We start from the raw sequence: 21,701 nt of genomic DNA on the forward strand, positions 1-21,701 counted from the left end.
ACCTCTCATGTATGCACATGTTAATCGATTCGACGGGCGACATGGAGAACAGCACCCCAGTGGCGGCGAACCGATTGGTCTGGACGTTTATGAAGACGTGCTCGGATTTCGCTAAAAAGCTTATCGCGTTTCCATTCCTCCATAAGGATGTGCCCGGAGAAGGTTTCAAGGAGCTTAATGTACGCCTCAACATGATAAATACGCTCCCAATCGAAATGCCTGACGTGAACCACCTCAAACAGACCGCTGTTCTCAATCTCATCCGTTTGCTCCTGAAGTTCCCCTGGACGCGGCCAATCGTTGCTGTCCACCGGCTTACCTTCGCCAATTTCATTGTAAACGGCTTGAACATCGCGAAAGAAGGGGTCTCCCCCGTCTGCAAAAACGTGATTGGCGTTCCAAAACGCCAGATGTCCGCCCGGACGGAGAGCCTGCCATGCTTTCTTATAGCGAACTTCGGGATCAATCCAATTCCAAGCGGTCGCAGCGAATACCAGATCATAACCATTCCCCGCCTCCGGCTGCCAATCCTCGAAGTTCCCGTTGATGATGTCAACATCCATTCCCACAAGGTTTTGTCTAGCAGTTGCAGCAAGCTCCGAGCCAAGTTCAATGCACGTGATTTTGAAACCTCGCTGTGCTAGCGGAAGGGTAGCCTTTCCGGTAGCACAACCCACTTCCAATAAACGATCACCTGCCTTCAAGTCCGTTGCACGCAGTAAATCATTGAACAACTCATCAGGGTAATCCGGGCGCGCCTGCTGGTAAATAGGAGCGGCTTGTTCAAACGACTCCCGCAATATTTTATTATCATTTTTCGCGTTCATGCTACCTCCTTAATAGGGGTTTCCTATTTTAAAGGGATTCAGCGTTATGAATAAGGTATCCTGCCCGCCGACCTGTCCCCAAACCAAAATGTTTTTCATAATCAAGAATAAAGGAGCATATATCCTTATTTAGAATGCAAGGTGAGGGGGCTACGACATAGCAAAACACTGGAGAATTACCTCAATGCTCGTCTTGATGTCGGTCTGGCTTGTCGGCTGCGGGTCCGATGCCAAAGAGACCACAACCGTAAAAACAGCAGAAGGCAATGCGGAAATCACCAAGGATGGAGACAAGATTACAGTTAAGTCGGATGAAGGCGAAGTGACCGTTACGAGCAATGAGAAAGCGAAGGAGTTACCCAAGGATTTTCCGCAGGACATCCCAATACCGGAGGACGCCGTTATTGTAAGATCGCTTAATATGTCTTCCGACGAGATGAAGAGCTATATGGTTTCCCTCACGACAGGTCTAAGCATCTCCCAAACGGCTGACTTTTACCGAGAAGCGCTCAAGAACGACGGCTACGAATTTGCGGATACGACCGCGGAAGATCAGGTTACATTGGTTGGGGAAAATGATACGTACAACATGCTCATCCTCATTACTCCGGATGCCGCAGATGCCGGACGATCATCTGTTATGATTACTTTCGGTGCTCAATAGCGGTGAATACAAGAAGCCCGGAGCTACCTCATACGAGGTGGTTTCGGGCTTCTTGACGAGCAGCAACCAATCACGAATTTTTGCTGCCTTATGCGCTCCGATTTGCTTGACCGCTCAGTCGGTCTGCATCATTCAGTGCGGTTTCTAGGGATGAACAACGATAAAGACCGGTTAGCACACGATTGTGGTGGGCTGACCGGTCTTTTTGTGCGGTGAAACTATTTTCGGATAATCGCCGTTCCCGCACAATCAGCCAATTTCTCCAATATCATGTTGACCGACAATAAGCTTCACCGGCTCCAGATAAACGCGAGTAACCACAGGCTGCGTAACCAGATTAATCTCGATATCTGTCACTTTATAACGGGTGATCTTGCCCTCTCTTCTGTCGTAAACCACATCGAACTCCTTCAAACCCAGTTGATGAATCAGGACGGAGGAGCCAATCGACAAAGCGGCCGTTTCGTATTCCCCATGCTCAAATAACACTTCCGAAATAATTTCATCCTCCATATCCACGATCTTAACTTGCTGGCAAAATAGGTATTCCATTCGTTACCCTCTCCCTCTATTCATAGATGTCGATGAGCCTGCGCTAATCGTTCGTGCTACTCTCTTCTATTATCGGATGATCTAAGCCGCCTTTGCAGATTAGTAACTTCAGAAGAATTTATGCGATTTTAAGTTGCTTTTAAGGATACTGGTATATGATTTCTTAATCCTATCCTGATTACAAAGGCAAGTGAAAAATGTGAGTAGCAAAGGCTTATTTTCCTCATTCCCTACCCTGTACACGGAACGATTAGTACTACGGCAAATGAAGTCCACGGATGCCAGGGACATCTACGCTTTTTACTCCGACCCTCTTGTCACGAAACATTTAGATTGGTACGGCCCGTCCTCGATCGAGGATACCCGGGTGCTGATCGACTCATGGAATCGAGCCTATGAAGATAAGAAGCTCATTCCTTGGGGAATATCCCTTAGTAATACGACACAGATTTTAGGAACGCTCATGCTCATGCCAACTAGAGGTAATTTTAAAGAAGCCCCTTTCTTCCCGCTTACCCTAGGATTCGATTTAAAGCCCGAGTTCTGGAACAGAGGACTCATGTCTGAAGCGCTGCGATCTGTGCTAGCCTTCAACCAAGAGCATATCGGACACCATAGAATTCAAGCTGAAGTCTTCCCTGAGAACTCTGCCTCGCTAAAGGTCTTAAAGAAACTAGGCTTCCAGGAAGAAGGACTGTTACGACAATACTTACTGCACGATGTTACGAAAACGTTCCTTGACGTAGTTATGCTTGCTTTGTTGTTAAGCTGAATTGGGATCACGCCAAAAAAAGCTTCATCGTCTCACGGACGATGAAGCTTTTTCATGCAAGATCTCTTAATGCCCCATCATGACGGGAGCATTGACTTGATCCGTTGCCTCGCCTTCCGCGACTTTCGGCTTCCGAAGCAGAATAGCCAACAAGGCACCGGCCGTACCGATGCATCCGGCGATGAAGAACGTATCTCCGAAAGCGGAGACGAGTGAGACGGCTGCATCCCCATTGTTCGCAGCCATATGATCTGCTACTCGCGTACTTAAGTAGCTTGCCAATCCCGCTACGGCGAATGAAACCACGACTTGCTGGGCAGCGGACGTAAGCGGCGTTACCCGACCTACGAGGTGGCGCGGAGCGGCTTTCAAGATGTGCGTATTCACCGGCATCATGGACAGTCCCATGCCTACGCCCATAATCATCGTTGCCGTGATTACGTATCCCGCGCCGGAATCCGCTTGAATTTGCGACATGTAGAACATGCCCGCCGCAACAAAGGCGACCCCGACCACACAAACGGCGCGAGCGCCGAATTTGTCGAACAGTTTACCACCGAAAGGCATGAACAATCCTGTCATCGCAACTTGCGGCAGGATCATAAACCCGGTTTTGAGCGGCGCATAATGAAACACCTGCTGCATGTACATCGGTACGAACAAGAAGGACCCGAATAATGCCATGAACATCAACCAAGACGTGACCATTCCGATTGTGAAGTCCGCGGACTTGAACGCGCGAAGCTCCAGTATTGGCTGTTTATGGCGAAGCTCGGCGATGATGAATAACACCAGGGCCACAAAGCCCACTATTAAGCCGACAATCGTTTTTGTCGAACCCCAGTCTTTGCCGCCTTCGCTAACCGCGTAAGATAACGTAGCGAATGCAATCGGTGCAAGGAGCATGCCCCAAATATCGAGCTCCGGTACGGTTTTGCGTTCTACTCTCGGCAAGTACTTCAAGCCGACTAAGATCGCGATAATACCGATCGGCAGATTGATTAGGAAGATCCAGTGCCAAGTCGCGTATTCCAGCAAATAACCGCCCAATACCGGTCCAAGTGCGGGGCCAAGCATCATCGGAATGCCTAGCATGCCCATGACTGCACCTTGTTTGTTAGGAGGAGCAAGCTTGAAGATAATCGCCATCCCGATCGGCTGCACCATGCCTCCGCCGATCCCTTGAATAATACGATAGAGAATGAGCTGTTCGGGCGTTGCGGCAAAGGAACAAAGCAGAGAGCCTGCCGCGAACAAAAAAATCGTAATCAGAAAAATTTGTTTGGCGCCGAATCGATCGGTCAGCCAGCCGGCCAGTGGAATAACCGCGGAAAGCGCCAGCGTATAAGCTGTAATGGACCATTGCATCGTATTGACGGATGCCGCGAAATCCTCCATTAAAGTCGGTAAAGCAATGTTCATCACCGTGCTGTCGAGTATGACCATGATCATCCCGACGACGATCGCCATAAGAGGTCCCATAATCGCTTTCATTGAGAACGGCGCATCCTCAGCGGCAGCAACTGCATTCGAATGGTTAGACAAACTTATCTCCTCATTTCGCTTAATCTTCTACCAATAAAAGGTACTATTATTGCCGAAATAATGCAATCGGTCTATTGTAAATTTTTGTTTGCTTCGAGCAATAAAAAACATCGCCCGGGCAAGCAAGCCCCATGGCGATGTCAGATACAACTTTACTCCCGGCAAATCATTAATTTGTTGCCGTCCGGGTCTTTCACGACGAACCAGTGGTCATGTTCGATCTCCGTTACAAGATCGACACCGAGCTTCTTCATGTAGTCCAGCGAGCCTTGCAGGTCCTCCGTCATCAGCATAAAAGCAGGCGTTTCGATCGATGGCGCTCCCCCCGGCTCTTTGCCTCCCCACATCGGCATCGTATCCAGAATGACGCCTGTACCTTCCATCGGCAGCGGACACAAGTGGCCGGACATAATTTCACAATCAGCCTCATTTAACCCAAGAACCCGGCAATACCAGGAGCGTGATTTCTCGATATCCCGTACCGGGACAAAAATGCTTCCGACTCTGTTCTTGATTGGACTTGCCGATTGAAATCCTTCTTCCGTTTGAAGTTGGTTGTTCATCGCAATGCCTCCATTTATGATTTTTAGTGCTTTCGGCACGATTAACGGCCTGTAGCCTTCCGGATTTGATTCCTTACGCTTAGCGTTCTGCATCCCCAATCAACACTCCTCAGTAATCGCAGTATCTTCGATCTTGATTCACCCACATGTAATGGCCATCCGGCGTACTGCTGATCGAATAGGAATATACACTTTCACAATGGCATCCCGCTCAATATTCATGCCCGGCAACGTGTGATACTCCGCGAACCATTGTCTCTCTTCATCGAGCCGGTAATCGTCGTTTGTCGAGATCCATCGGTGCATCTTATCCAGCACGCCGGTCATCTGCCCATAGGTCTTGGATACACAGCAAGCATATATCCCTGCCTCCATGCACTTCTGCTCAAGCCCTGCCAATGCCATGCCTTCCGCTTCAGAGACAAGGATCCCGTTCTCCCACCAATATTCATCAGAATCTCTGGCGCCATAATGGTAGGACATATAATATCTCCCTTCTGAGATCCATCGGTTGCGGTCAGAATTCTCCTCATACCAATTAATCAATCGCTGTTCGGCAATTCGCCCAGCTTCACCCCCGTGCCCCCTGCAAAAGAAGGCTTTTGAAATCGTCAGATCAACGACTTCAATCCGTTCGTCCCGAAGCTTGCGCTGCACGGGAAGATACAAGTTCATTCTTGTGACTTTGCCGTTGTATGCGATAAACTCCTCGATGTACGGATGAGTACCCATTTCAAATGTGCTCTTCGGGAGCCACTCCGCCAGCAGCCGATCCCATCCATCCTGTATGATCTTGGGGGACTGCGCAGCGGTCTTTCTTACAGCATATAGGCCTCCGACGAATGGCTCCTCCGTAAAGGCATGATCCATACTACGGTCCCCCTCACTCACGACAAACACCTTGTACCCATAACGGGGCTCGCCGTCTGATTCAGGAAGATCAACATTGTGACCAAAAATTCGCGACTTTATGGGCTTATCCACCTCGCCTGCCGCAAGTTTCTCGCTAACAACCCGGTAAGCCTCATTTTCGATCCCTTCCTCTTGCTTGGAAGTGTGCAAATAAGCGTACACCTTCTCCGGCATAAACCGGATTACCTTCACATCGGGAAACCGTTCGGTCTGCTCTCTGTCTTCCATGTACGCCACTTGCTCGCGCAGTCGGATCGACTCGAAGCTAAAATAAATGTCGGCCTTGCGATAGGCGGCCGGAGTCAATCCGACAATCTTCTTAAACACCTTTGCAAAGGCATGATACGACTCGAACCCGCTTTCCCACGCCAGCTCCTCAACGGTGCGTCTCGAGTTTCTCAGGTGATTGGCGGCGACACTTATTCTTCTTTTGCGTATATAGTCCATGACTGGATGTCCGCTAAGCGCATAGAACACCCGATATAATTGGGCAACCGATAGGTAAGACTCTTCTGCAAGACTGGTGAGATCCAGCTCCTCGTCCAGATGCGCCTCGATATAGTCGATCACCTTTTGCACAGAATCCACGTAGCTCAATTTATCACCTGCTAAGTACGACTTCTTGATTTCTATTATAGCAAAGGGAAATGCCGGCAATATGTTCAAATTTCTCAGAAATCAAAGCGTTTTGTGATTCGCTCCGTCTCTATGCTACAATACTGAAATCAATGTATTTACACAGAAGTGAGGTCAATAGACAGACATGCTCATCATCGGAATTGCAGGCGGCACGGGATCGGGCAAAACAACGGTCGCACGCTCAGTCATCGAACATCACGGCTCTGACAAAGTGACGTTTATTTCGCAAGATAATTACTACAAAGACCACCCCCATCTTTCAATGGCTGAACGCGAGCTGCTGAACTACGATCATCCGCTCGTGTTCGAGAACGATCTATTGGTCGAACATTTGAAACTACTGAAAGAAGGACAAACGGTCTGCGCACCGATATACGATTTCACGACGCATGCCCGCTTCAAGGATAAAACCGAGAAGCTCATGCCCTACAACATCGTCATTATTGAAGGACTTCACGTGCTGTCTGACGAGAATCTGCGGGCGATGCTCGACATCAAGGTGTTTGTCGACACCGATCCCGACGTGCGCATTCTGCGCCGCGTGCTGCGCGACATCGAAGAGCGAGGCCGGTCGATTAAATCCGTCCATGATCAATACTTGCAAACCGTCAAGCCCATGCACGATGCCTTCATCGAGCCGTCCAAGAAATACGCCGACATCATTATCCCTGAAGGCGGACAGAACGAAGTGGGTATCCGACTGCTGTCCATTTTGACGGAGAAATATTTAGGTGCGGAGCGCACAGAGGAATAAAAAAAGCCGTGGGGTACTACCCCAGGGCTTTTTCTATTGCGGTTATTTCGGCAAAACCGCCATCATTGGATAGAATTCCATCGTCATCAATCCCGCAATAACGGCAGGATCTTCAGCAATCAGTTGCGGGACTTGGTCTACACTCTCAACCCCGATGATGGCGATTCCATGAGGATCGTTCGGTTTTAAAACCGGTCCGAACACAAGTGCAATGCCCTGATTCTGTTTATCTGTCCAATAGGCGATATGTTGATGCATAACGTCCCGCTCTTCTCCGGTCATATCCTGGTGAAAAGTTGCTCTAGGGGGCGTTGACCATAACATGAAATGCGTTTTCCCCGGTTTTGTGCTTGTGGTATTATCCGCCATTACTAAGGAACCTCCTTTATCCGAGTTTGTATTGAATATCATGACTCTCAATCCCTATCATTCCTCAAATCCCCTTTGAAATGCAAGCAATAAAGCAATACGAGCACCCAATTCATCTTTTTAAATCATGAGGAATTTATCCATAAAAAAACAGAGCAACGGCAGTTATCTCGCCGTGCTCTGTATTGAACCGCTGCTATTAGGGTTGTAAGGAAGTATGGATCTCGATGACGCTGCTCTCGTAGCTGCTGCCATTCCATACGGTGTAGGACAGTTGGTTGCCTGATGGGCTCCACGAGGAGCTTACAGCGTTCTCGACATCGGCTGCGATACGAGTCGCTTCATCAGACAGAAGATCGTGGACGTACAAGCCTTTGACCGTCGCGCCGCTTACCTCCGTTTGCATGCTGTATGCGATCAGCCGCTGATCGGCCGACCAGGAAATCCCGCCAAGCTCCGCGCCTTCCGCAATCGTCTTCGCGTTCCCTCCATCCAGATCGCACAGCACTAGCTTCATCCCGGAGCCTTCGTATTGCTTCACCAGCAGCTGCTTACCGTCTGGCGAAGGAATAACGCTGCCCACGGAACCGAGCCCCATATCTTTGGTCTCATTCGTATCCAAATGGAGCACCTTCAACGCTTCATCCGCATTGGAGTTATAGTAGACGCTGCTGCCGAGCTTGGCTACGATTATCAGTGCGCCTTCGTTCAATTCGTCAAGTTCGGCGATATCGCCATTCGTGGTTGCCGTGTAAGCTCCGCCTGCATAAGAAGCACCGATGACGCTGCCATCATCCGCCCATCCAGCGCTCATGGCTCCTCCAATACGTTCATTAGCCAGACCGAACGACTTCAGCGTTTCCAGGTCCATGACATAATAAGCAGGATCGCCGAGCGTATACGCCGAGTAGATGAGATGTGTTTTGTCCGGAGACAGGCTGCCGCCTCCCAAGAACACGTTCTCCTGTTCCTTCAGGGGCACGAGCTCTCCCGTCTTCAGATTGAATCGGTACAAGCTGCGCGGATAGGAGTCCGCCAGTTCCTCCAGCTTCATCTTTGCCAATGATTCGTTCTCCTTGGATACAAGGATTGTATCTTCGTTCAGCCAGCCGAATATCTCCATCTTCTCGTACGGTCTAATGCCGCCAACCGTAATGGCCGGTACCGCTGCCGGCTTGTTGCTTTCGTTATCAATGACGGTGATGGTTTTCCCCGGCTCTCGAATAACCTGGCGATTTCCTTCGTTATCTCCGCTGCAAGCGGTAATGGCAAGCAGCAGTGCGGGTACGCATGCCATGATGGCTAATTTTGATCTGTTCAATGTGACCGCCTCCTTGATGCTTACAATACCAACCGAATGTTGCGAATGTACGAAGAGATGTTTCCAGGTTGTAAACAATCTTATCGGGATTGTGTCGGAAATGAAATTCGGAACGTCGTGCCGCTGTCATCCGACTTCACGATGGAGATGCTGTGTCAGCTCCAGCTTGCTTTCACCCGCCATAACCGTTCTTCTGCCGACGTGCACCTTCACTCCGCCTAGCTGAACCTCATTCTGATCCTTCTTCTCTCCGGCAGCCTGTATTCTTCTAAGCAAGGACTTGAGCCGCGCGAGCAGCTCCCGCATGTCGAAGGGCTTCGTCAAATAGTCATCGGCCCCAAGCTCCAGCCCGAGCACCTTATTCACAATGTCCTCCTTGGCCGTAAGCATAATTACGCCGATTACGCCTTTGTCCTGCAGCTTCTTTAGCACGTCATAGCCGTCCATGCCAGGCAGCATCACATCGAGAATAATGGCATCGGGACGCGTCTCGCCAATACGCTTTACGGCGGTATCCCCGCGATCAACGACCTCCACTGCGTAACCTTCGCGCTTCAAGGCATAGGAGATCGCGTCCGAGATCGCTTTTTCGTCTTCGATGACCATAATCTTTGCTTGCATGGCTTCACACCTGCCTCATGTCGTTATCATGTGCTTCAATTATAAGCTCTTTCCGGCTGGAACCAAAAATCCAATTTTACTGCATCATTGCAGCACAAAGAGTACATCGCAGCAAAGTGATGTACTCCAGTTCAATATTGTAGTCCCGTTTAAAGCACCTTTATCTGAGAAGAGTCAGCGCCAACCTCATTTTTTCTATGTATGCGGCTTCTCCGCCGGTGCACATGAATGTCACATTTCCGCTTCCCAAGCCAGTGTCGATGCCGTAACGATTTAGCAACGCCGACAACCTTCTAACCGTGCCAGCGTTTCCGTTGACAATCTCAATATGAGGCGGCAAAATGCCGCGTAGAATATCCGTATAAAACGGATAATGTGTGCAGCCCAGTACGATGATGCCGTAGTCGTTAAGATCATAGGGTTCGAGCTTAGCAAGGAAGTATTCACGCATGAAATTCTTATCGAATTGAAGCGATTCGCAGTACTGGACAAGCTCAGGCAACGGCAGGGAATCCACGATTCCATCTTGATCCACGCGGGATACAAGCGCATAGTATTTAGGCATCTGCAGCGTAAGAGGCGTAGCGAAAACAAGCACTCTTTTGCCGGTCGCACGGTTCATCTCTACGGCCGGTTTGACGGCAGGCTCCATACCGACAATCGGGAAGGAGTACCGCTCTCTCAGCTCGTTTATCGCAGTGCTTGTCGCCGTGTTGCATGCAATCACAAGCGCATCGATGCCTTGCTGAATCATCTTCTCCACAGCTTCAAAGACGAAGGTTTGCACCTCTTCCTTCGACTTGGTCCCGTATGGGACATGCGTAGTATCTGCCATATAGAGATAATCCTCAGCAGGGAGCAGCCTAAGCGCTTCCGCCAAGACCGTAAGCCCGCCAATTCCGGAGTCAAAAAAACCGAGTTTCATAGGGGATCAATTCCTATCGAATGATGTAGTCATAATGATACCTACAGCATATCGCGATTGAAGTCCCTAGGGCAAGAACAGACATGACGTCATCGATGACTTCGCGTTGTCTCCGGCAATAAAAAACCCTTGAGTCGTATAAACTTATACGACCCAAGGGTTTCATTGTATTGAATTAAAATTCTCCTTCTGCTGCCGTTGGATTCTTCTCAACGGAAACGACTTCCCCGGTTTCGGCGTTTACAAATGCCACGTAAATATCATTCCACTTGATATCGATCTCTTTGCCTGCCTTTAAATCCCGCTTCGCTTTGATGAGTTCGGCATCGGTATAGGTGTATTTTTGATTTTCATAGGTTACAAAATAGTACTTTCCTTCCATGTCTACTCGCGTGCCCAAATCGTAGGAAATTTTCAAGCCGCTTAATGAAACCTTGAATTTTTCTTCAATCGCTTTCCCCGCAATCTCAACCGCTTCCTTTTCGTTTACCGGCAAATCGTTGTTTATAATCCCCGGCTTTGAGCCTGGACCAGCAATGTCGGTAGCACTATCGGGCTGTTGATGTTTGCCGATAACCTTTACCTTTTGAACATCAGCATTTGTAGAAGCATTTGCCGAAATAACGCTGTTTCCTGCAATCAGAACGGCTGCTACTCCCAGAGTCATTGCTGCAGTGATAAACCTTTTATTCATTTCTTATTCCCTCCAATAGTTTGTGGTGTTTCGTAGCTACAAACCAACTATAATGGAGCCGCGTTATGAACTAATCTTCAAGTTGTAACGGAGTTGTAAAATAAACGGAGACCCTTGTATATTCATTTTCCTTGGAGTCGATTTGTATGGTTGCATGATGGAGCTGGGCAATCTCATTGCAGATGGATAAGCCAAGTCCAATCCCGCCCAGTTCTTTGGAACGGGAACGGTCCACGACATAGAACGCTTCGGTAATTTTCGCAATGTCCTTCTCAGGTATGCCCCTTCCATAATCCAAGACTTCAAGCACAACGCCTTCACCGTGAGGGTAACTTCTCAATTGGATCTCTCCCCCGAACGAGGAAGCTTTGATGCTATTTTCGACTAAGTTAATGAACAGGGACTGCAATAGTTCCCGATCCCCATAGACTAGGTTGGCCGAGCACTCACGTGTTACCGTTATCTGCTTTGCCTCGATATGATGCCGCTCCATGTGGGTCACGTAGGAGAACAGATTTTCAAGATCGACAGGCTCCATGGCAATCTTTTCACTCTTCAAATACAGCAATTGCATCATTTTTCCCGAGAGAACATCCAGCCGCGCAATATGCTCATAGATATAACGGACTGCCATTTTCCTTTCTTCCTCATTAAAATTGGCATGATTCAAAAACTCGCTGTATCCCTTGATCGCCGTAATCGGTGTTTTTAGTTCATGCGTGAGGTTGTTGATGAATATCTCTTTGTCTTCGCTCGCCTTTTTGATCGTTTCAATATGATTGGAAACCGCGTCGGCCATCCTGTTAAAATCTTGTGCTAATTCCCCAAACTCGTCCTTCCCTCCAACTTTCACTCGTTGATCGTATGCTCCTGCGGCAATGGCCTTTACGCCTTTGTTCAACCTGCGAATGGGCGCGGTTAATTGAAATAACAGAAAAATAAGCGCTGCCGACAAAATAATTGAAATCACTACGCTCAATTTCGTGAAATACTGCCGTAAAGTAACATGATATTCCTGTAAATAATCCGATTTTCTCGAAATAACCAATCTCAAATCCTGAAGTTCCATTTTCCCGCCGACAAACAGCCATAGCTCGTTATTCATTTTTCTGTAAACGAATTGGTATGGATCTCCGCGCAGCTCTTCCCGCTTCCCTTCAAACTGATAGGCATTGGAGAAAATCAATTTATCCGCTCGGTACACCTCAAATAGGATACCTTCCTTTTCATGATTGGCCGCGAAACTAGTAATCAACGATTCATAGTTGGTATTTCCCGAGCTCTCCGTATAAACGCGAAGGATATAGCTTAATGATTTTTGGATGCTCCCGTATTCGCTCAGGCCTCTTGAGATATCCAATTGTTCGTTTAGTTCGTAGCTCTTTTTGAGAAGCGCGTAGGCGCCGAGGTCGAAGGCGATCAGAAATACAATTAACACGCTCAGATACGTTTTCTGCCAGAATTTCACCTCTACACCTCTAGCCTGTAACCGTATTTATAAACCGTTTTGATCCGGTTCTCCCAATTTAGTTTCTTTCTCAGCTTCTGAATATGCACGTCTACGGTTCTGGTTTCTCCATAGAAGTCGAAGCCCCAGGTTTGCTCAATGATTTTCTCGCGGGATAGCGCGATGTTTTTATTTTGCACAAGCAGATCCAATAACTGAAATTCCTTGTTTGTGATTTCGACTTCTTGTCCTTGAACCGTCACAATATGCTTTTCCAAATCGACTATGGTGTCATCCAGCCTAAATTCTTGTGCGGTCTTTTGGTTTCTTCTTAAAATGACATGGATACGAGCAATCAGCTCCACGGCTTCAAAAGGCTTAACGATATAATCTTCTGCTCCGATCTCCAAGCCATACACTTTATCCGAAATCGAATTTCTTGCCGTTAAGAAGATAACCGGTACGCCCCGTTTCGCAATATCCTGCATGATTTCAAAGCCGTCTCTGCCAGGCAGCATCACGTCCAGGATGATTAAATCGATATGCATCTCATTTAATGTTTTCAATACTTGATCTCCGCTATACAATTGGACATACTCATGCCCGACCATCTTTAAATTGACGGCAATCAAATCATTAATGGCCTTCTCATCATCTACGATCAGGATTTTCGCCATAAGCATACACCTCTACGCCATGATAGCAATTTTGAAATCGAAAGTTATCATGGAGTTGTAAAATTCTTTATCCCACAGTCTTACCTCAGTAAAGTTCATCCATTCAAAGGAGTGGAAGCACCCCGGCTCGCAGTGCTATCTCCTCAATTAAAAATACGGTATAATTTGGTATTATACGAAAAGGGGTTATCGCAGTGAGGGTCAAGCTGGAAGGCGTTACTATATTGGCCGATGATGTCGCATCGTTGGCAAGCTTCTATAAGAATGTGATCGGATTCCATGCGGCTATCGAAGAGGAACATTACGTGGAGCTGGTGAACGACGGCGTTCGACTTGCATTCTGCTCGAGGTCTTTAATGGCGGCTAATACGAACAACCATCCATCTTTCCTCAACAGTCGCCAAGGCCAAGCTTTCGAGCTCAATTTCGAGTGCGATTCTCCTGAGGCCGTGCATGAGCTTTTCGAGCAATACGTCGCGAAAGGCGCCGTGGCGATTACCGAGCCGACAATCCAGCCTTGGGGACATACGGCCTGCTTCTTCGCCGATCCCGAGGGCAATATCCATTCGCTTTTCGCGGTTAATCCGGCTTAATGGGTTCAGATACGTACCTCGACGTTGACTTCGGCAAATAAAAAAATGCAGAGCAACGGCATCCTTATCGCCGTGCTCCGCATGAACCTTCACATTCTACTTTGCTTTTACTGCCCCACGATAGTACGACAGCACCCAGCACACGCCATTCCGATCGGTAACGGTCGCCAGCAGTCCGTTAAATGGAGCTTCATATACTTCTGTATTTATTGTCCCATTGGCTGCAAATTCACTATAAATCTTTCGGAACTCTTCCTCCGTATCGATTTTCAGAAAGATTCTCACGTAGTCGCCTTTCAGTGTCGGCTTCGCCGCTTGAGTATCGGCAAATTTAAGGGTTACCCCCTCCACATGAAGGTCCGCGTTAAGCACCTCTTCCCCTTGCTTTCGGAGAATCGTTATTTCACCGCCAAAAACGTTTTGATAGTATTTGATTTCCTCTTTGCAGTTCTCTACTACGATAAATGGAAGTACATTCATCTTCAAGTCCTCCTTAAGATCATATGATCGTCTCCGGCATTTTCACCTGCTCGCTCAAATTGCGAAGTACGATCTTCAACAGATCCAGTAGCAAGTCATACTCCTCTTCACTTATACTCTTGCGGGTCTTGTTCTTGACGCGTCCCAGCGCTTCCTGCACCTTGGGTACCACCTCGCGTCCGGATTGCGTCAGATAGAGCAATTGGTAGCGTTTATCGGCGGGATCGATCTCCCTCCGCACGTATCCTTCTGCCTCCAGCTTGGCAATCGCCTTGGCGGTCGTCGTCTTGTCAATAAGCAGCTTCTCGCTTAACGCCTTCTGCGTGATTGCTTCTTGAGACGCAATAGCCATTAGGAAAATATACTGTCCGCTCCCGATCCGATAGGGCGCAAGCTCCGATGAGATCAATATCTGCATATGCCGATAGATGGCTGAGATATAGTGGCCGTGCGATTCCGTAGCACTATTGTTATCCTGGCTCCAATGTTCGTCGCTCAATTTCACTCCTCCTCTCCAAATAGAATGCTATTGCAACTAATTTCATCATATGCCATATAGAATGCTATTGCAACTATTATTAAAAAAAACAGAGCAACGGCATCACTCTCGCCGTGCTCTGAGGTTGAGAAATTGTAATATTTATATTAAAAAATGATTTTCTACAACCTTTTCCATTCTGCATGAAATATCATGGGATTATATAGCAAATTAATTGAGCCAAGGAGGTTAACGATGACAAGGCCTGATGCTCACATTACAAATCCCTTTACCGGACAAAGAATGTATTTTCGCATAACGGGAAAGGAATCGAATGGATCCTTATTAGAAATTGAAACCTTTAATCCACCGTCAACGGAAAGAGAGCCAATACATATTCATCCCAAACAAAAAAGCTCCTGTGAGGTTATTTCCGGAAAAGTTCATTTTGAAGTCGACGGAAAAACTCAAGTATTAGGTCCTGGCGATTCCATCGAGATTCCTGTTGGGGTACCTCATCGTTTTTGGAATGAAGATGCTACAGAGGCACATACGATTCAAAGATTTTCACCTGCATTGAATACGGATGAATTTTTTAAAACCTATTTCGCATGGGCAAGAGACGGCAAACTTAATAAGAGAGGGACCCCTAATTTGGTTCGCATGTCACGTCCCGCATTATATTATCAAAATGCAATTCAGGTGGTTAATCCGCCTTGGTATATCCAAAAAATCATTTTCACAATCCTTGCCCCCCTCGCCAGAATTCTAGGTTATCAAGAAAAGTATGAATAAACCTTCAAATAGCGCGTGTTGACTTCGAGGCATAAAAATACATCGCTAGGGCGTGTAAGCCACTTGGCGATGTATTTACTATCTACATACTATTATGCCTTACTCTTCCCCAGTCGCAATCTGATTCCCCTCATACGAAATCCAATCACTCCAGCTCCCCGCATACAACCTCACATTTGTGAAGCCCGCTTCCTGCAATGCCAGCACATTCGGACAAGCCGTCACGCCCGAGCCGCAGTATACAATCGTCTCCCCGTCCTTTGCCAGTCCTTCGAACCTCGCCGCCTGCTCCTCGGCGCTCTTCCACTGACCGTCCGCGCCGCGGCCTTCCGCCCAGAAGCGGTTAATCGCGCCCGGAATATGACCGGCCACGCGGTCAATCGGCTCCACCTCGCCACGATAACGCGCGCCTTCGCGCGAATCGATAAGCGTCACGCCGGCTTTGCCCAGCTTCTCTTGCACTTCGTCAACTTCAACCAGCATGTTATGCTGCACCGTCGCGAAGAATGGACTCGGAATGAGCACCTTCTGATCTGCCGATACCGGGAAACCAGCCTTTTGCCAAGCTGTGAACCCTTCATCCAGCACAAACACCTGCTCATGACCCAGGTACTTTAGCAGCCACCATAGACGCGATGCCATGGCTCCGCCTTGATCGTCATAGGCAATAACGCGCGAAGCATTGCCAATGCCTGCTCGGCTAAGCGTGCCTGTCAGCTCGGCAATGTCCGGAAGCGGATGGCGACCACCATGCTCCGTAATCGCCGAAGACAGATCCTTCTCCAGATCCAAATAAACCGCACCCGGGATATGCGACTCGTTATAAGCCTCACGGCCGGACTCCGGCTTGCCCAGTTGGAAGCGGCAGTCGACGATCACGATATCCGATTCATACATACGAGCGAGCAACCATTTGAGCGATACAATATTTTTCATCCTATTAGCCGCCTTCCTTATTCTCATCAATTAGATTCCAGTACCTTAAATTATACATGATTCCACTCCCGCTTCCACCGCTTCGTCAATTCTGCTACGATATAGGGGTCCACCATCTGTGATTATTCCGCCGTGAGGAGTCCCTATATATGACCGCTTCCACTGACCAAGCCCTGCCTGCCGAATCCCACTTCAACGTTGTGCCGCTATCCGACGCATTAGCCGAAGAGCTCAGTACCTGGCGCTACGAACCGCCCTACGATTTCTACAATTGGTCCACCTGGGAAGTCATGCAGCAGCTCGGCATCGAGTTTGGCGACGCCTATATCCGGAAGCAGCAATATGCCGCGGTGACGAACGAAGGCGGCCGCTTAGTCGGCTTCGCGCAGTTCTTTCCCCTGCTGGGTGTAACACGCATCGGACTCGGATTACGACCGGATTTATGCGGCCGAGGACTCGGTATTCCACTCGTACAAGCCATAGTAGCAGAAGCCATTCACCGCGCGCCAAACGACGAAATCGACCTTGAAGTCCATGTCTGGAATACACGCGCCATTCGCACTTACGAGCGCACAGGATTCATCATTACCGATACGTATGCCAAGCAAACAGCTACTGGACCGGTCGACGTTCACTGCATGTGCTACATGCCCTAACAACATCCCACTATTACCACAGCGCGGCCCCAGACGGTCAGCGCTTTCTTTTTTATCGTGCTAAAAGCTCCCGCAGCCGCATATCCGTAGTAGTGTCACGAGTCATTACTTTTAAAGGAGGCGGGTCCAATGAAAGTTTTGAACATCGTCAGCTTATTAGTCCTAATTCTCGGCGGCCTGAACTGGTTGGCGATAGGGCTATTTGAGTATGATGTCGTTTCAGAAGTTTTTGACGGGTCAGATTCCGTAGGGGCCAAGATCGTGTACATTATTGTTGGGGTAGCTGCTCTGTACAGCCTATCCTTCTTCTCCAAAGTGTCGGCAGAAGACTAACGTCCCCCTTTCCGCACCCACGCGGATATTCAATCGTCTGGACAAAATAAGAGCCCGTCCCAAGCGCCTCATGCGCGGGGTGGGCTCTTTTCTATTTAGCGTTCGCCTTCAAGCTCGGCCGCATCCAGAAACAGAATACAGCTGCCGCCTACCGGTACGGATATCGTCCGAATGCGGTCGAAGGAATCAAGATCCGTATACGTCTGCGAAACCATCGCTTGAGGCCGATCTGCGAACTGAGCGGATAACGGGATAAAATAAGGCCGCCAGCTCCAATTATGCCCGCGATAATGGGGCTCTTTACTCCACCCGCCATCGCTGATCCGTTGATAGTTAGCGCTCACCTGAATGCCGTCCTTGCTGCATAGATAGAGGCGAATGCAAGGAGAGTCTGCCAAGCCGTCCAACAGCTCTTCAATTAAGTCATCACCTGCATCGTCCCCACGGCTGGCGACTCTCTTCTCCCATACCTGATCAACCGCTATCTGCAGCCGCTCCGCTTCCGCACTCCAATGCCGCTCCACATGCAGTAATCGTGCCCTGCTCCGATTCAGCCCCGCTTCAAGAAGCCCTGCGAATGACAGTGCCGGCCGGAAAGCAGCCGCCGCAGGCGAGAACAGATACCCCTGCACATAACGCGCACCGATCTCAATCGCCCGCTGCAGGTCTTGCTCCGTTTCCACACCCTCCACCAACAAGGAAGCGCCGATTTGATCCGCCAGCGTGGAGAACGAACGCATGACGCCGTAGTAACCGCTGTGGCATTCGCTCTTCTGGAGCATATGGATATCGATCTTCAGGATATGCGGCTGAATTTGGGCGATCCGGTCAATGCTGCTAAACCCGCTGCCCACATCATCAATCGCAATTAGGCAGCCATAATCCCTATACAAATCCACGACTGCACGCAGCTGCTCCATTGGCCCGAGAAACGACTCTTCCGTAATCTCAATGACGACTCGCCGCGGGTCGATCTTATATTTATCAAGCAGCTGCAGTGTCGGAAGCTCCCCTGTTGCCACATAGGTCTGATAGATCCAAGAAGGTTTCAAGTTAATGAACAGCTTCCCGTGCTCCGGATCACCTGCCGCAAACTTCATCAGCGCTTGCTCCCGCAAATTCCGATCCACCCGAATCTGCTCCGCCATCGGCACCGTCTTATCCGCGAAGAAAGGCCCGATACTCCGTACACCCTCACCCACTCGAATACGACCAAGCGCCTCATAGCCCATTATACGCCTCGTATCAAGCGCGAGAATCGGCTGATAATAAGGAACAAGTCGACTGATCATATCCTTGTATATATCCTCATGCAAGCCATATTGCATGCGCTGCGCTTCCGCCATCACCGTAGCTCCCCGAATCTTGGAATATGATGTCACATTTTCTCACATAACTAGTTGCACCTATTGTAAAGTAGCCGCAATTGCTTGTAAAGTCTTCACCCACATCACTTACAGATCACCCAGTAAAAGGATAATTGCAACGCAAAAAAAAACGCCGATTACCCGTTCCCGGGAATCGACGTCCGATAAACTTCATTATAACGTGCTGCCGACTGCATATCGAGCTCCGTCAAGCCCCCCGCATGCCAAGTCGTCAAACGCAGCGTTACTTTCTTGTAGTCAATGCCAATGAACGGATGATGATTCATCGCCTCCGCAATTTCAGCAACCTTCCCCACGAAAGCAATCGCCTCTACGAAAGTGCCGAACCGGTAGCTTCCTTGCATCCATTTCTCATCCTGACGCGACCAGCCGGGAAGTGCTGCAATGGCTTCGTCTGCCGCTTCGGATTGCATTTTCTCCATTTTACCCAATAGGCGCACCTCCCCTGTAACGAAGAATCAACCTCAGATTAATCGGATAATTCGAATTTCCTTCTGATCCACCGACACTTCAATAATGTGATGCTTGGGCCGGTAGGCCACGACACCTCCGCCTACATGTAGGACAGGCTCCTCACCCAGCGCATAGAACACGTCATCTGCGAGCGCCTCCATTAACTCTTTACGCTGCGCTTCCTCCAGCTCCTCCCAATCGGCTGTCTCCATTTCGAAGAACAAATAGCCGTCCCCGATGGAATGCATCGCCTCAGCCAGCTCGCCCAGAATATCGCTGTATTCCCTTGCATGTTTTACTCCCATTTCCAATTGCCCCACTTTCGTCTCTTATTCTCGCCTCTTATGTCTTCATTTTACACGAAATCGGATGAAAACTGCTAAAACATCCATTTTGCTCTAATCTGAGCGCTCATTCTGACGATAATAAATAGAGATAGAGTTGCCCTAATTTCTTTTCATTTTGTCAGTCTGACACATCAGATTGTCTGAAGCTGTCTCCCGTTCTCTGGGGCATAACCGATTAGGTCGGTCTACAATGTCCTTATTATCTTATTAGACGAGGTGTGTCATGGAAAAATCTACTGTAATTGGTATCGCACTCGGCCTCATCGCCGTTCTTGTCGGTATGACGCTGAAAGGCGCCCCGATCCACAATCTAGTGAACCCCGCTGCATTTTTGATTATCATTGTCGGAACCGCAGCGTCACTCTTCATCGGTTTCCCACTGAACGAACTGAAGAAATTCCCGAAATTGATCAAAATGATCTTCACTGTGCAGAACCTGCTGCCACGCGAAGAAGTAATCGCCCTCTTCATGGAATGGGCAACAATCACACGCCGCGAGGGTCTTCTTGCACTGGAGTCCAAAGTAGACGACATCCAAGATATGTTCCTTCGTAACGGCATGAGAATGATCATAGACGGTAACGACCAAGATCTCGTACGCGATGTGCTGCTCGAGGATATTGCCGCTACCGAAGAACGCCACCGTGCGGGAGCTCTTATTTTCTCCCAAGCCGGCATGTATGCACCTACGCTGGGGGTTCTCGGCGCCGTAATCGGCCTCATCGCGGCACTTGCCGATATGAGCGACATGGAGAAGCTCGCCCATGCGATCGCAGCCGCGTTTGTTGCTACACTTCTAGGTATATTCACCGGTTATGTATTATGGCACCCCATTGCCAATAAGCTCAAGCGTCTTTCCAAACGTGAGGTTGAACTGCGCCTCATGATGGTTGAAGGCCTGCTCTCCATTCAATCCGGTGTTTCCACCATCGCGATTAACCAGAAGCTCTCGGTCTTCTTGACACCGACCGAACGGATTAAACTGAGTCAGAAGGGAGCAGAGGCCGTTGAGCAAAAAGCATAAAAGTGAACATCACGAGGAACATGCCGATGAAACCTGGCTAATTCCGTATGCCGATCTCCTTACCCTATTACTCGCCTTATTTATCGTATTGTATGCGATGAGTTCAACCGATTCGAAGAAATTTCAAGATATGAGCAAAGCCTTCAATATCGCGTTCAGCAGCGGTATTGGCGTACTGGAGCAATCAGCGGTCATCAGCAACGCCAATCAGTTTGAAGACGCTACTGAAACCAGACGCCGCGAGGCCAATCAAGATATGCAGAAGAAAGACATTGAGGCTCTGAAGCAGAAAGAGCAAGAAGACCTCGAGAAGCTCAAGAAACAAGTAGACCAGTACATTAAGACGAATGGCCTGACTACGCAGTTAGACACGAAGCTCAACCAATCCCAGCTGACCATTACGATTTCCGACAGCTCCCTGTTCGCACCGGGCAGTGCGAAGGTCAAGCCGGAATCGCGCAAGCTGGCCGTAGAAATTTCTAACATGCTGCAGAAGTATCCGGATTATGAAGTGAAAGTATCCGGCCATACCGATAATGTACCGATCAACAATAAAGAATTCGAATCGAACTGGGAGCTGAGCTCCATGCGGGCGATTCGCTTCATGGACATCCTGCTTCTGAATAAGAAGCTTGAACCGCATCTCTTTAGCACCATCGGCTTCGGCGAGTATCGCCCAATTGCGCAGAACACATCGAACGTTGGACGCGCCAAGAACCGCCGCGTTGAAGTTTCGATTATTCGGAAGTATACGGATGCCGGCAAGGATGCAACCGTATCTGTGCCCGCGAGCAAATAACACAACAAAAAAACCGTCAGGACCTCGGGACTGACCCCATAACGTGAGACAAATTAAAACACCTTCAAGTGAAAGACCCCATGTCGTAAGATGTGGAGGACAACTTGGAGGTGTTTTTGCGTTGGCAACTAGAGTTA

At 48.8% G+C, this 21,701-nt stretch carries 27 protein-coding genes; 9 read left to right on the forward strand and 18 right to left on the reverse strand.

The window, feature by feature from the left end; genetic code table 11:
* Positions 1–20: 20 nt before the first annotated feature.
* On the reverse strand, positions 21–827 hold the full coding sequence (locus tag AC50Y3_RS27105; RefSeq protein ID WP_494821826.1) for a class I SAM-dependent methyltransferase: 807 nt from the start codon (positions 825–827) through the stop codon (positions 21–23).
* A 184-nt stretch (positions 828–1,011) separates the two neighbouring features.
* On the opposite strand from AC50Y3_RS27105, the gene AC50Y3_RS27110 reads away from it, so the two are divergent.
* Positions 1,012–1,491, forward strand: a complete 480-nt coding sequence (locus tag AC50Y3_RS27110; protein WP_494821827.1) for a hypothetical protein — start codon at positions 1,012–1,014, stop codon at positions 1,489–1,491.
* Between the two features lie 249 nt (positions 1,492–1,740).
* Here AC50Y3_RS27110 and AC50Y3_RS27115 read toward each other — a convergent pair whose 3' ends face one another.
* A complete protein-coding gene (locus tag AC50Y3_RS27115) occupies positions 1,741–2,043 on the reverse strand; it encodes a hypothetical protein (RefSeq protein WP_494821828.1) in 303 nt (100 codons plus the stop codon).
* A gap of 199 nt (positions 2,044–2,242) precedes the next feature.
* Between AC50Y3_RS27115 and AC50Y3_RS27120 the strand changes: the two genes are divergently transcribed.
* Complete coding sequence (locus AC50Y3_RS27120; RefSeq protein ID WP_494821829.1) at positions 2,243–2,815, forward strand: GNAT family N-acetyltransferase; 573 nt, start codon at positions 2,243–2,245, stop codon at positions 2,813–2,815.
* A gap of 66 nt (positions 2,816–2,881) precedes the next feature.
* Here AC50Y3_RS27120 and AC50Y3_RS27125 read toward each other — a convergent pair whose 3' ends face one another.
* The 3 genes from AC50Y3_RS27125 to AC50Y3_RS27135 all read right to left on the reverse strand — a co-directional run bounded on the left by AC50Y3_RS27125 (position 2,882) and on the right by AC50Y3_RS27135 (position 6,423).
* Positions 2,882–4,360 carry a DHA2 family efflux MFS transporter permease subunit gene (locus AC50Y3_RS27125; protein ID WP_494821830.1) on the reverse strand — a complete coding sequence of 493 codons (1,479 nt, stop codon included), beginning with the start codon at positions 4,358–4,360 and terminating at the stop codon, positions 2,882–2,884.
* Positions 4,361–4,512: 152 nt separating this feature from the next.
* Positions 4,513–4,923, reverse strand: coding sequence for a VOC family protein (locus AC50Y3_RS27130; protein WP_494821854.1), 411 nt, complete (start codon positions 4,921–4,923; stop codon positions 4,513–4,515).
* Between the two features lie 138 nt (positions 4,924–5,061).
* A complete protein-coding gene (locus tag AC50Y3_RS27135; protein ID WP_494821855.1) occupies positions 5,062–6,423 on the reverse strand; it encodes a helix-turn-helix domain-containing protein in 1,362 nt (453 codons plus the stop codon).
* 175 nt (positions 6,424–6,598) lie between these two features.
* On the opposite strand from AC50Y3_RS27135, the gene udk reads away from it, so the two are divergent.
* Complete coding sequence (udk, locus tag AC50Y3_RS27140; RefSeq protein ID WP_494821831.1) at positions 6,599–7,228, forward strand: uridine kinase; 630 nt, start codon at positions 6,599–6,601, stop codon at positions 7,226–7,228.
* Between the two features lie 42 nt (positions 7,229–7,270).
* Here the strand turns inward: udk and AC50Y3_RS27145 are convergent, their stop codons facing one another.
* From AC50Y3_RS27145 to AC50Y3_RS27175, 7 genes are all read right to left on the reverse strand, one after another.
* The gene (locus tag AC50Y3_RS27145) at positions 7,271–7,597 is read right to left on the reverse strand and encodes a YciI family protein (RefSeq protein ID WP_494821832.1); all 327 of its coding nucleotides are present in this window, start codon (positions 7,595–7,597) and stop codon (positions 7,271–7,273) included.
* 199 nt (positions 7,598–7,796) lie between these two features.
* Positions 7,797–8,918, reverse strand: a complete 1,122-nt coding sequence (locus tag AC50Y3_RS27150) for a TolB family protein (protein ID WP_494821833.1) — start codon at positions 8,916–8,918, stop codon at positions 7,797–7,799.
* 126 nt (positions 8,919–9,044) lie between these two features.
* Positions 9,045–9,539: a response regulator transcription factor gene (locus AC50Y3_RS27155; protein WP_494821834.1), complete on the reverse strand. Its 495-nt coding sequence runs from the start codon at positions 9,537–9,539 to the stop codon at positions 9,045–9,047.
* A gap of 160 nt (positions 9,540–9,699) precedes the next feature.
* Positions 9,700–10,464, reverse strand: a complete 765-nt coding sequence (gene murI / locus AC50Y3_RS27160; RefSeq protein ID WP_494821835.1) for a glutamate racemase — start codon at positions 10,462–10,464, stop codon at positions 9,700–9,702.
* Between the two features lie 175 nt (positions 10,465–10,639).
* Positions 10,640–11,158, reverse strand: a complete 519-nt coding sequence (locus AC50Y3_RS27165) for a hypothetical protein (protein WP_494821836.1) — start codon at positions 11,156–11,158, stop codon at positions 10,640–10,642.
* A gap of 70 nt (positions 11,159–11,228) precedes the next feature.
* Positions 11,229–12,626: a sensor histidine kinase gene (locus AC50Y3_RS27170; protein ID WP_494821837.1), complete on the reverse strand. Its 1,398-nt coding sequence runs from the start codon at positions 12,624–12,626 to the stop codon at positions 11,229–11,231.
* 2 nt (positions 12,627–12,628) lie between these two features.
* Positions 12,629–13,282, reverse strand: coding sequence for a response regulator transcription factor (locus tag AC50Y3_RS27175; RefSeq protein ID WP_494821838.1), 654 nt, complete (start codon positions 13,280–13,282; stop codon positions 12,629–12,631).
* Positions 13,283–13,476: 194 nt separating this feature from the next.
* Between AC50Y3_RS27175 and AC50Y3_RS27180 the strand changes: the two genes are divergently transcribed.
* Positions 13,477–13,875 (forward strand): VOC family protein, encoded by a 399-nt coding sequence (locus AC50Y3_RS27180; RefSeq protein WP_494821839.1) that lies wholly within the window; start codon positions 13,477–13,479, stop codon positions 13,873–13,875.
* Positions 13,876–13,971: 96 nt separating this feature from the next.
* On the opposite strand, the gene AC50Y3_RS27185 is transcribed toward AC50Y3_RS27180, so the two are convergent.
* Complete coding sequence (locus AC50Y3_RS27185; RefSeq protein WP_494821840.1) at positions 13,972–14,355, reverse strand: VOC family protein; 384 nt, start codon at positions 14,353–14,355, stop codon at positions 13,972–13,974.
* A gap of 19 nt (positions 14,356–14,374) precedes the next feature.
* Positions 14,375–14,854 carry a MarR family winged helix-turn-helix transcriptional regulator gene (locus AC50Y3_RS27190; RefSeq protein WP_494821841.1) on the reverse strand — a complete coding sequence of 160 codons (480 nt, stop codon included), beginning with the start codon at positions 14,852–14,854 and terminating at the stop codon, positions 14,375–14,377.
* 234 nt (positions 14,855–15,088) lie between these two features.
* Between AC50Y3_RS27190 and AC50Y3_RS27195 the strand changes: the two genes are divergently transcribed.
* Entirely contained in the window at positions 15,089–15,628 is a 540-nt protein-coding gene (locus AC50Y3_RS27195; RefSeq protein ID WP_494821842.1) for a cupin domain-containing protein, read from the forward strand.
* A gap of 99 nt (positions 15,629–15,727) precedes the next feature.
* On the opposite strand, the gene AC50Y3_RS27200 is transcribed toward AC50Y3_RS27195, so the two are convergent.
* Entirely contained in the window at positions 15,728–16,564 is an 837-nt protein-coding gene (locus AC50Y3_RS27200) for a sulfurtransferase (protein WP_494821843.1), read from the reverse strand.
* A gap of 149 nt (positions 16,565–16,713) precedes the next feature.
* Between AC50Y3_RS27200 and AC50Y3_RS27205 the strand changes: the two genes are divergently transcribed.
* Positions 16,714–17,220, forward strand: coding sequence for a GNAT family N-acetyltransferase (locus AC50Y3_RS27205; protein WP_494821844.1), 507 nt, complete (start codon positions 16,714–16,716; stop codon positions 17,218–17,220).
* Positions 17,221–17,349: 129 nt separating this feature from the next.
* Complete coding sequence (locus AC50Y3_RS27210) at positions 17,350–17,553, forward strand: DUF378 domain-containing protein (RefSeq protein WP_494821845.1); 204 nt, start codon at positions 17,350–17,352, stop codon at positions 17,551–17,553.
* A gap of 95 nt (positions 17,554–17,648) precedes the next feature.
* On the opposite strand, the gene AC50Y3_RS27215 is transcribed toward AC50Y3_RS27210, so the two are convergent.
* The 3 genes from AC50Y3_RS27215 to AC50Y3_RS27225 all read right to left on the reverse strand — a co-directional run bounded on the left by AC50Y3_RS27215 (position 17,649) and on the right by AC50Y3_RS27225 (position 19,699).
* Positions 17,649–18,899, reverse strand: coding sequence for an EAL domain-containing protein (locus tag AC50Y3_RS27215; RefSeq protein ID WP_494821846.1), 1,251 nt, complete (start codon positions 18,897–18,899; stop codon positions 17,649–17,651).
* 158 nt (positions 18,900–19,057) lie between these two features.
* Positions 19,058–19,363, reverse strand: coding sequence for a 4a-hydroxytetrahydrobiopterin dehydratase (locus AC50Y3_RS27220; RefSeq protein ID WP_494821856.1), 306 nt, complete (start codon positions 19,361–19,363; stop codon positions 19,058–19,060).
* 42 nt (positions 19,364–19,405) lie between these two features.
* Entirely contained in the window at positions 19,406–19,699 is a 294-nt protein-coding gene (locus AC50Y3_RS27225; protein ID WP_494821847.1) for a hypothetical protein, read from the reverse strand.
* A 265-nt stretch (positions 19,700–19,964) separates the two neighbouring features.
* Between AC50Y3_RS27225 and motA the strand changes: the two genes are divergently transcribed.
* Complete coding sequence (gene motA, locus AC50Y3_RS27230; protein ID WP_494821848.1) at positions 19,965–20,765, forward strand: flagellar motor stator protein MotA; 801 nt, start codon at positions 19,965–19,967, stop codon at positions 20,763–20,765.
* The gene (gene motB / locus AC50Y3_RS27235) at positions 20,749–21,564 is read left to right on the forward strand and encodes a flagellar motor protein MotB (RefSeq protein ID WP_494821849.1); all 816 of its coding nucleotides are present in this window, start codon (positions 20,749–20,751) and stop codon (positions 21,562–21,564) included. The genes motA and motB overlap by 17 nt, the downstream gene beginning before the upstream one ends.
* Positions 21,565–21,701 lie beyond the last annotated feature (137 nt).

Source organism: Paenibacillus sp. J22R98, assembly GCF_059383835.1.

Excerpts from the sequence above, each read along its gene's own strand:
- AC50Y3_RS27115 (WP_494821828.1), bottom strand. The coding sequence starts at position 2,043 with ATGGAATACCTATTTTGCCAGCAAGTTAAGATCGTGGATATGGAGGAT.
- AC50Y3_RS27105 (WP_494821826.1), bottom strand. The coding sequence starts at position 827 with ATGAACGCGAAAAATGATAATAAAATATTGCGGGAGTCGTTTGAACAA.
- AC50Y3_RS27185 (WP_494821840.1), bottom strand. The coding sequence starts at position 14,355 with ATGAATGTACTTCCATTTATCGTAGTAGAGAACTGCAAAGAGGAAATC.
- AC50Y3_RS27225 (WP_494821847.1), bottom strand. The coding sequence starts at position 19,699 with ATGGGAGTAAAACATGCAAGGGAATACAGCGATATTCTGGGCGAGCTG.
- AC50Y3_RS27215 (WP_494821846.1), bottom strand. The coding sequence starts at position 18,899 with ATGGCGGAAGCGCAGCGCATGCAATATGGCTTGCATGAGGATATATAC.
- AC50Y3_RS27130 (WP_494821854.1), bottom strand. The coding sequence starts at position 4,923 with ATGAACAACCAACTTCAAACGGAAGAAGGATTTCAATCGGCAAGTCCA.
- murI (WP_494821835.1), bottom strand. The coding sequence starts at position 10,464 with ATGAAACTCGGTTTTTTTGACTCCGGAATTGGCGGGCTTACGGTCTTG.
- AC50Y3_RS27210 (WP_494821845.1), top strand. The coding sequence starts at position 17,350 with ATGAAAGTTTTGAACATCGTCAGCTTATTAGTCCTAATTCTCGGCGGC.
- AC50Y3_RS27145 (WP_494821832.1), bottom strand. The coding sequence starts at position 7,597 with ATGGCGGATAATACCACAAGCACAAAACCGGGGAAAACGCATTTCATG.
- AC50Y3_RS27155 (WP_494821834.1), bottom strand. The coding sequence starts at position 9,539 with ATGCAAGCAAAGATTATGGTCATCGAAGACGAAAAAGCGATCTCGGAC.
- motA (WP_494821848.1), top strand. The coding sequence starts at position 19,965 with ATGGAAAAATCTACTGTAATTGGTATCGCACTCGGCCTCATCGCCGTT.
- AC50Y3_RS27165 (WP_494821836.1), bottom strand. The coding sequence starts at position 11,158 with ATGAATAAAAGGTTTATCACTGCAGCAATGACTCTGGGAGTAGCAGCC.
- AC50Y3_RS27220 (WP_494821856.1), bottom strand. The coding sequence starts at position 19,363 with ATGGAGAAAATGCAATCCGAAGCGGCAGACGAAGCCATTGCAGCACTT.
- AC50Y3_RS27205 (WP_494821844.1), top strand. The coding sequence starts at position 16,714 with ATGACCGCTTCCACTGACCAAGCCCTGCCTGCCGAATCCCACTTCAAC.
- AC50Y3_RS27175 (WP_494821838.1), bottom strand. The coding sequence starts at position 13,282 with ATGGCGAAAATCCTGATCGTAGATGATGAGAAGGCCATTAATGATTTG.
- udk (WP_494821831.1), top strand. The coding sequence starts at position 6,599 with ATGCTCATCATCGGAATTGCAGGCGGCACGGGATCGGGCAAAACAACG.
- AC50Y3_RS27110 (WP_494821827.1), top strand. The coding sequence starts at position 1,012 with ATGCTCGTCTTGATGTCGGTCTGGCTTGTCGGCTGCGGGTCCGATGCC.
- AC50Y3_RS27200 (WP_494821843.1), bottom strand. The coding sequence starts at position 16,564 with ATGAAAAATATTGTATCGCTCAAATGGTTGCTCGCTCGTATGTATGAA.
- AC50Y3_RS27195 (WP_494821842.1), top strand. The coding sequence starts at position 15,089 with ATGACAAGGCCTGATGCTCACATTACAAATCCCTTTACCGGACAAAGA.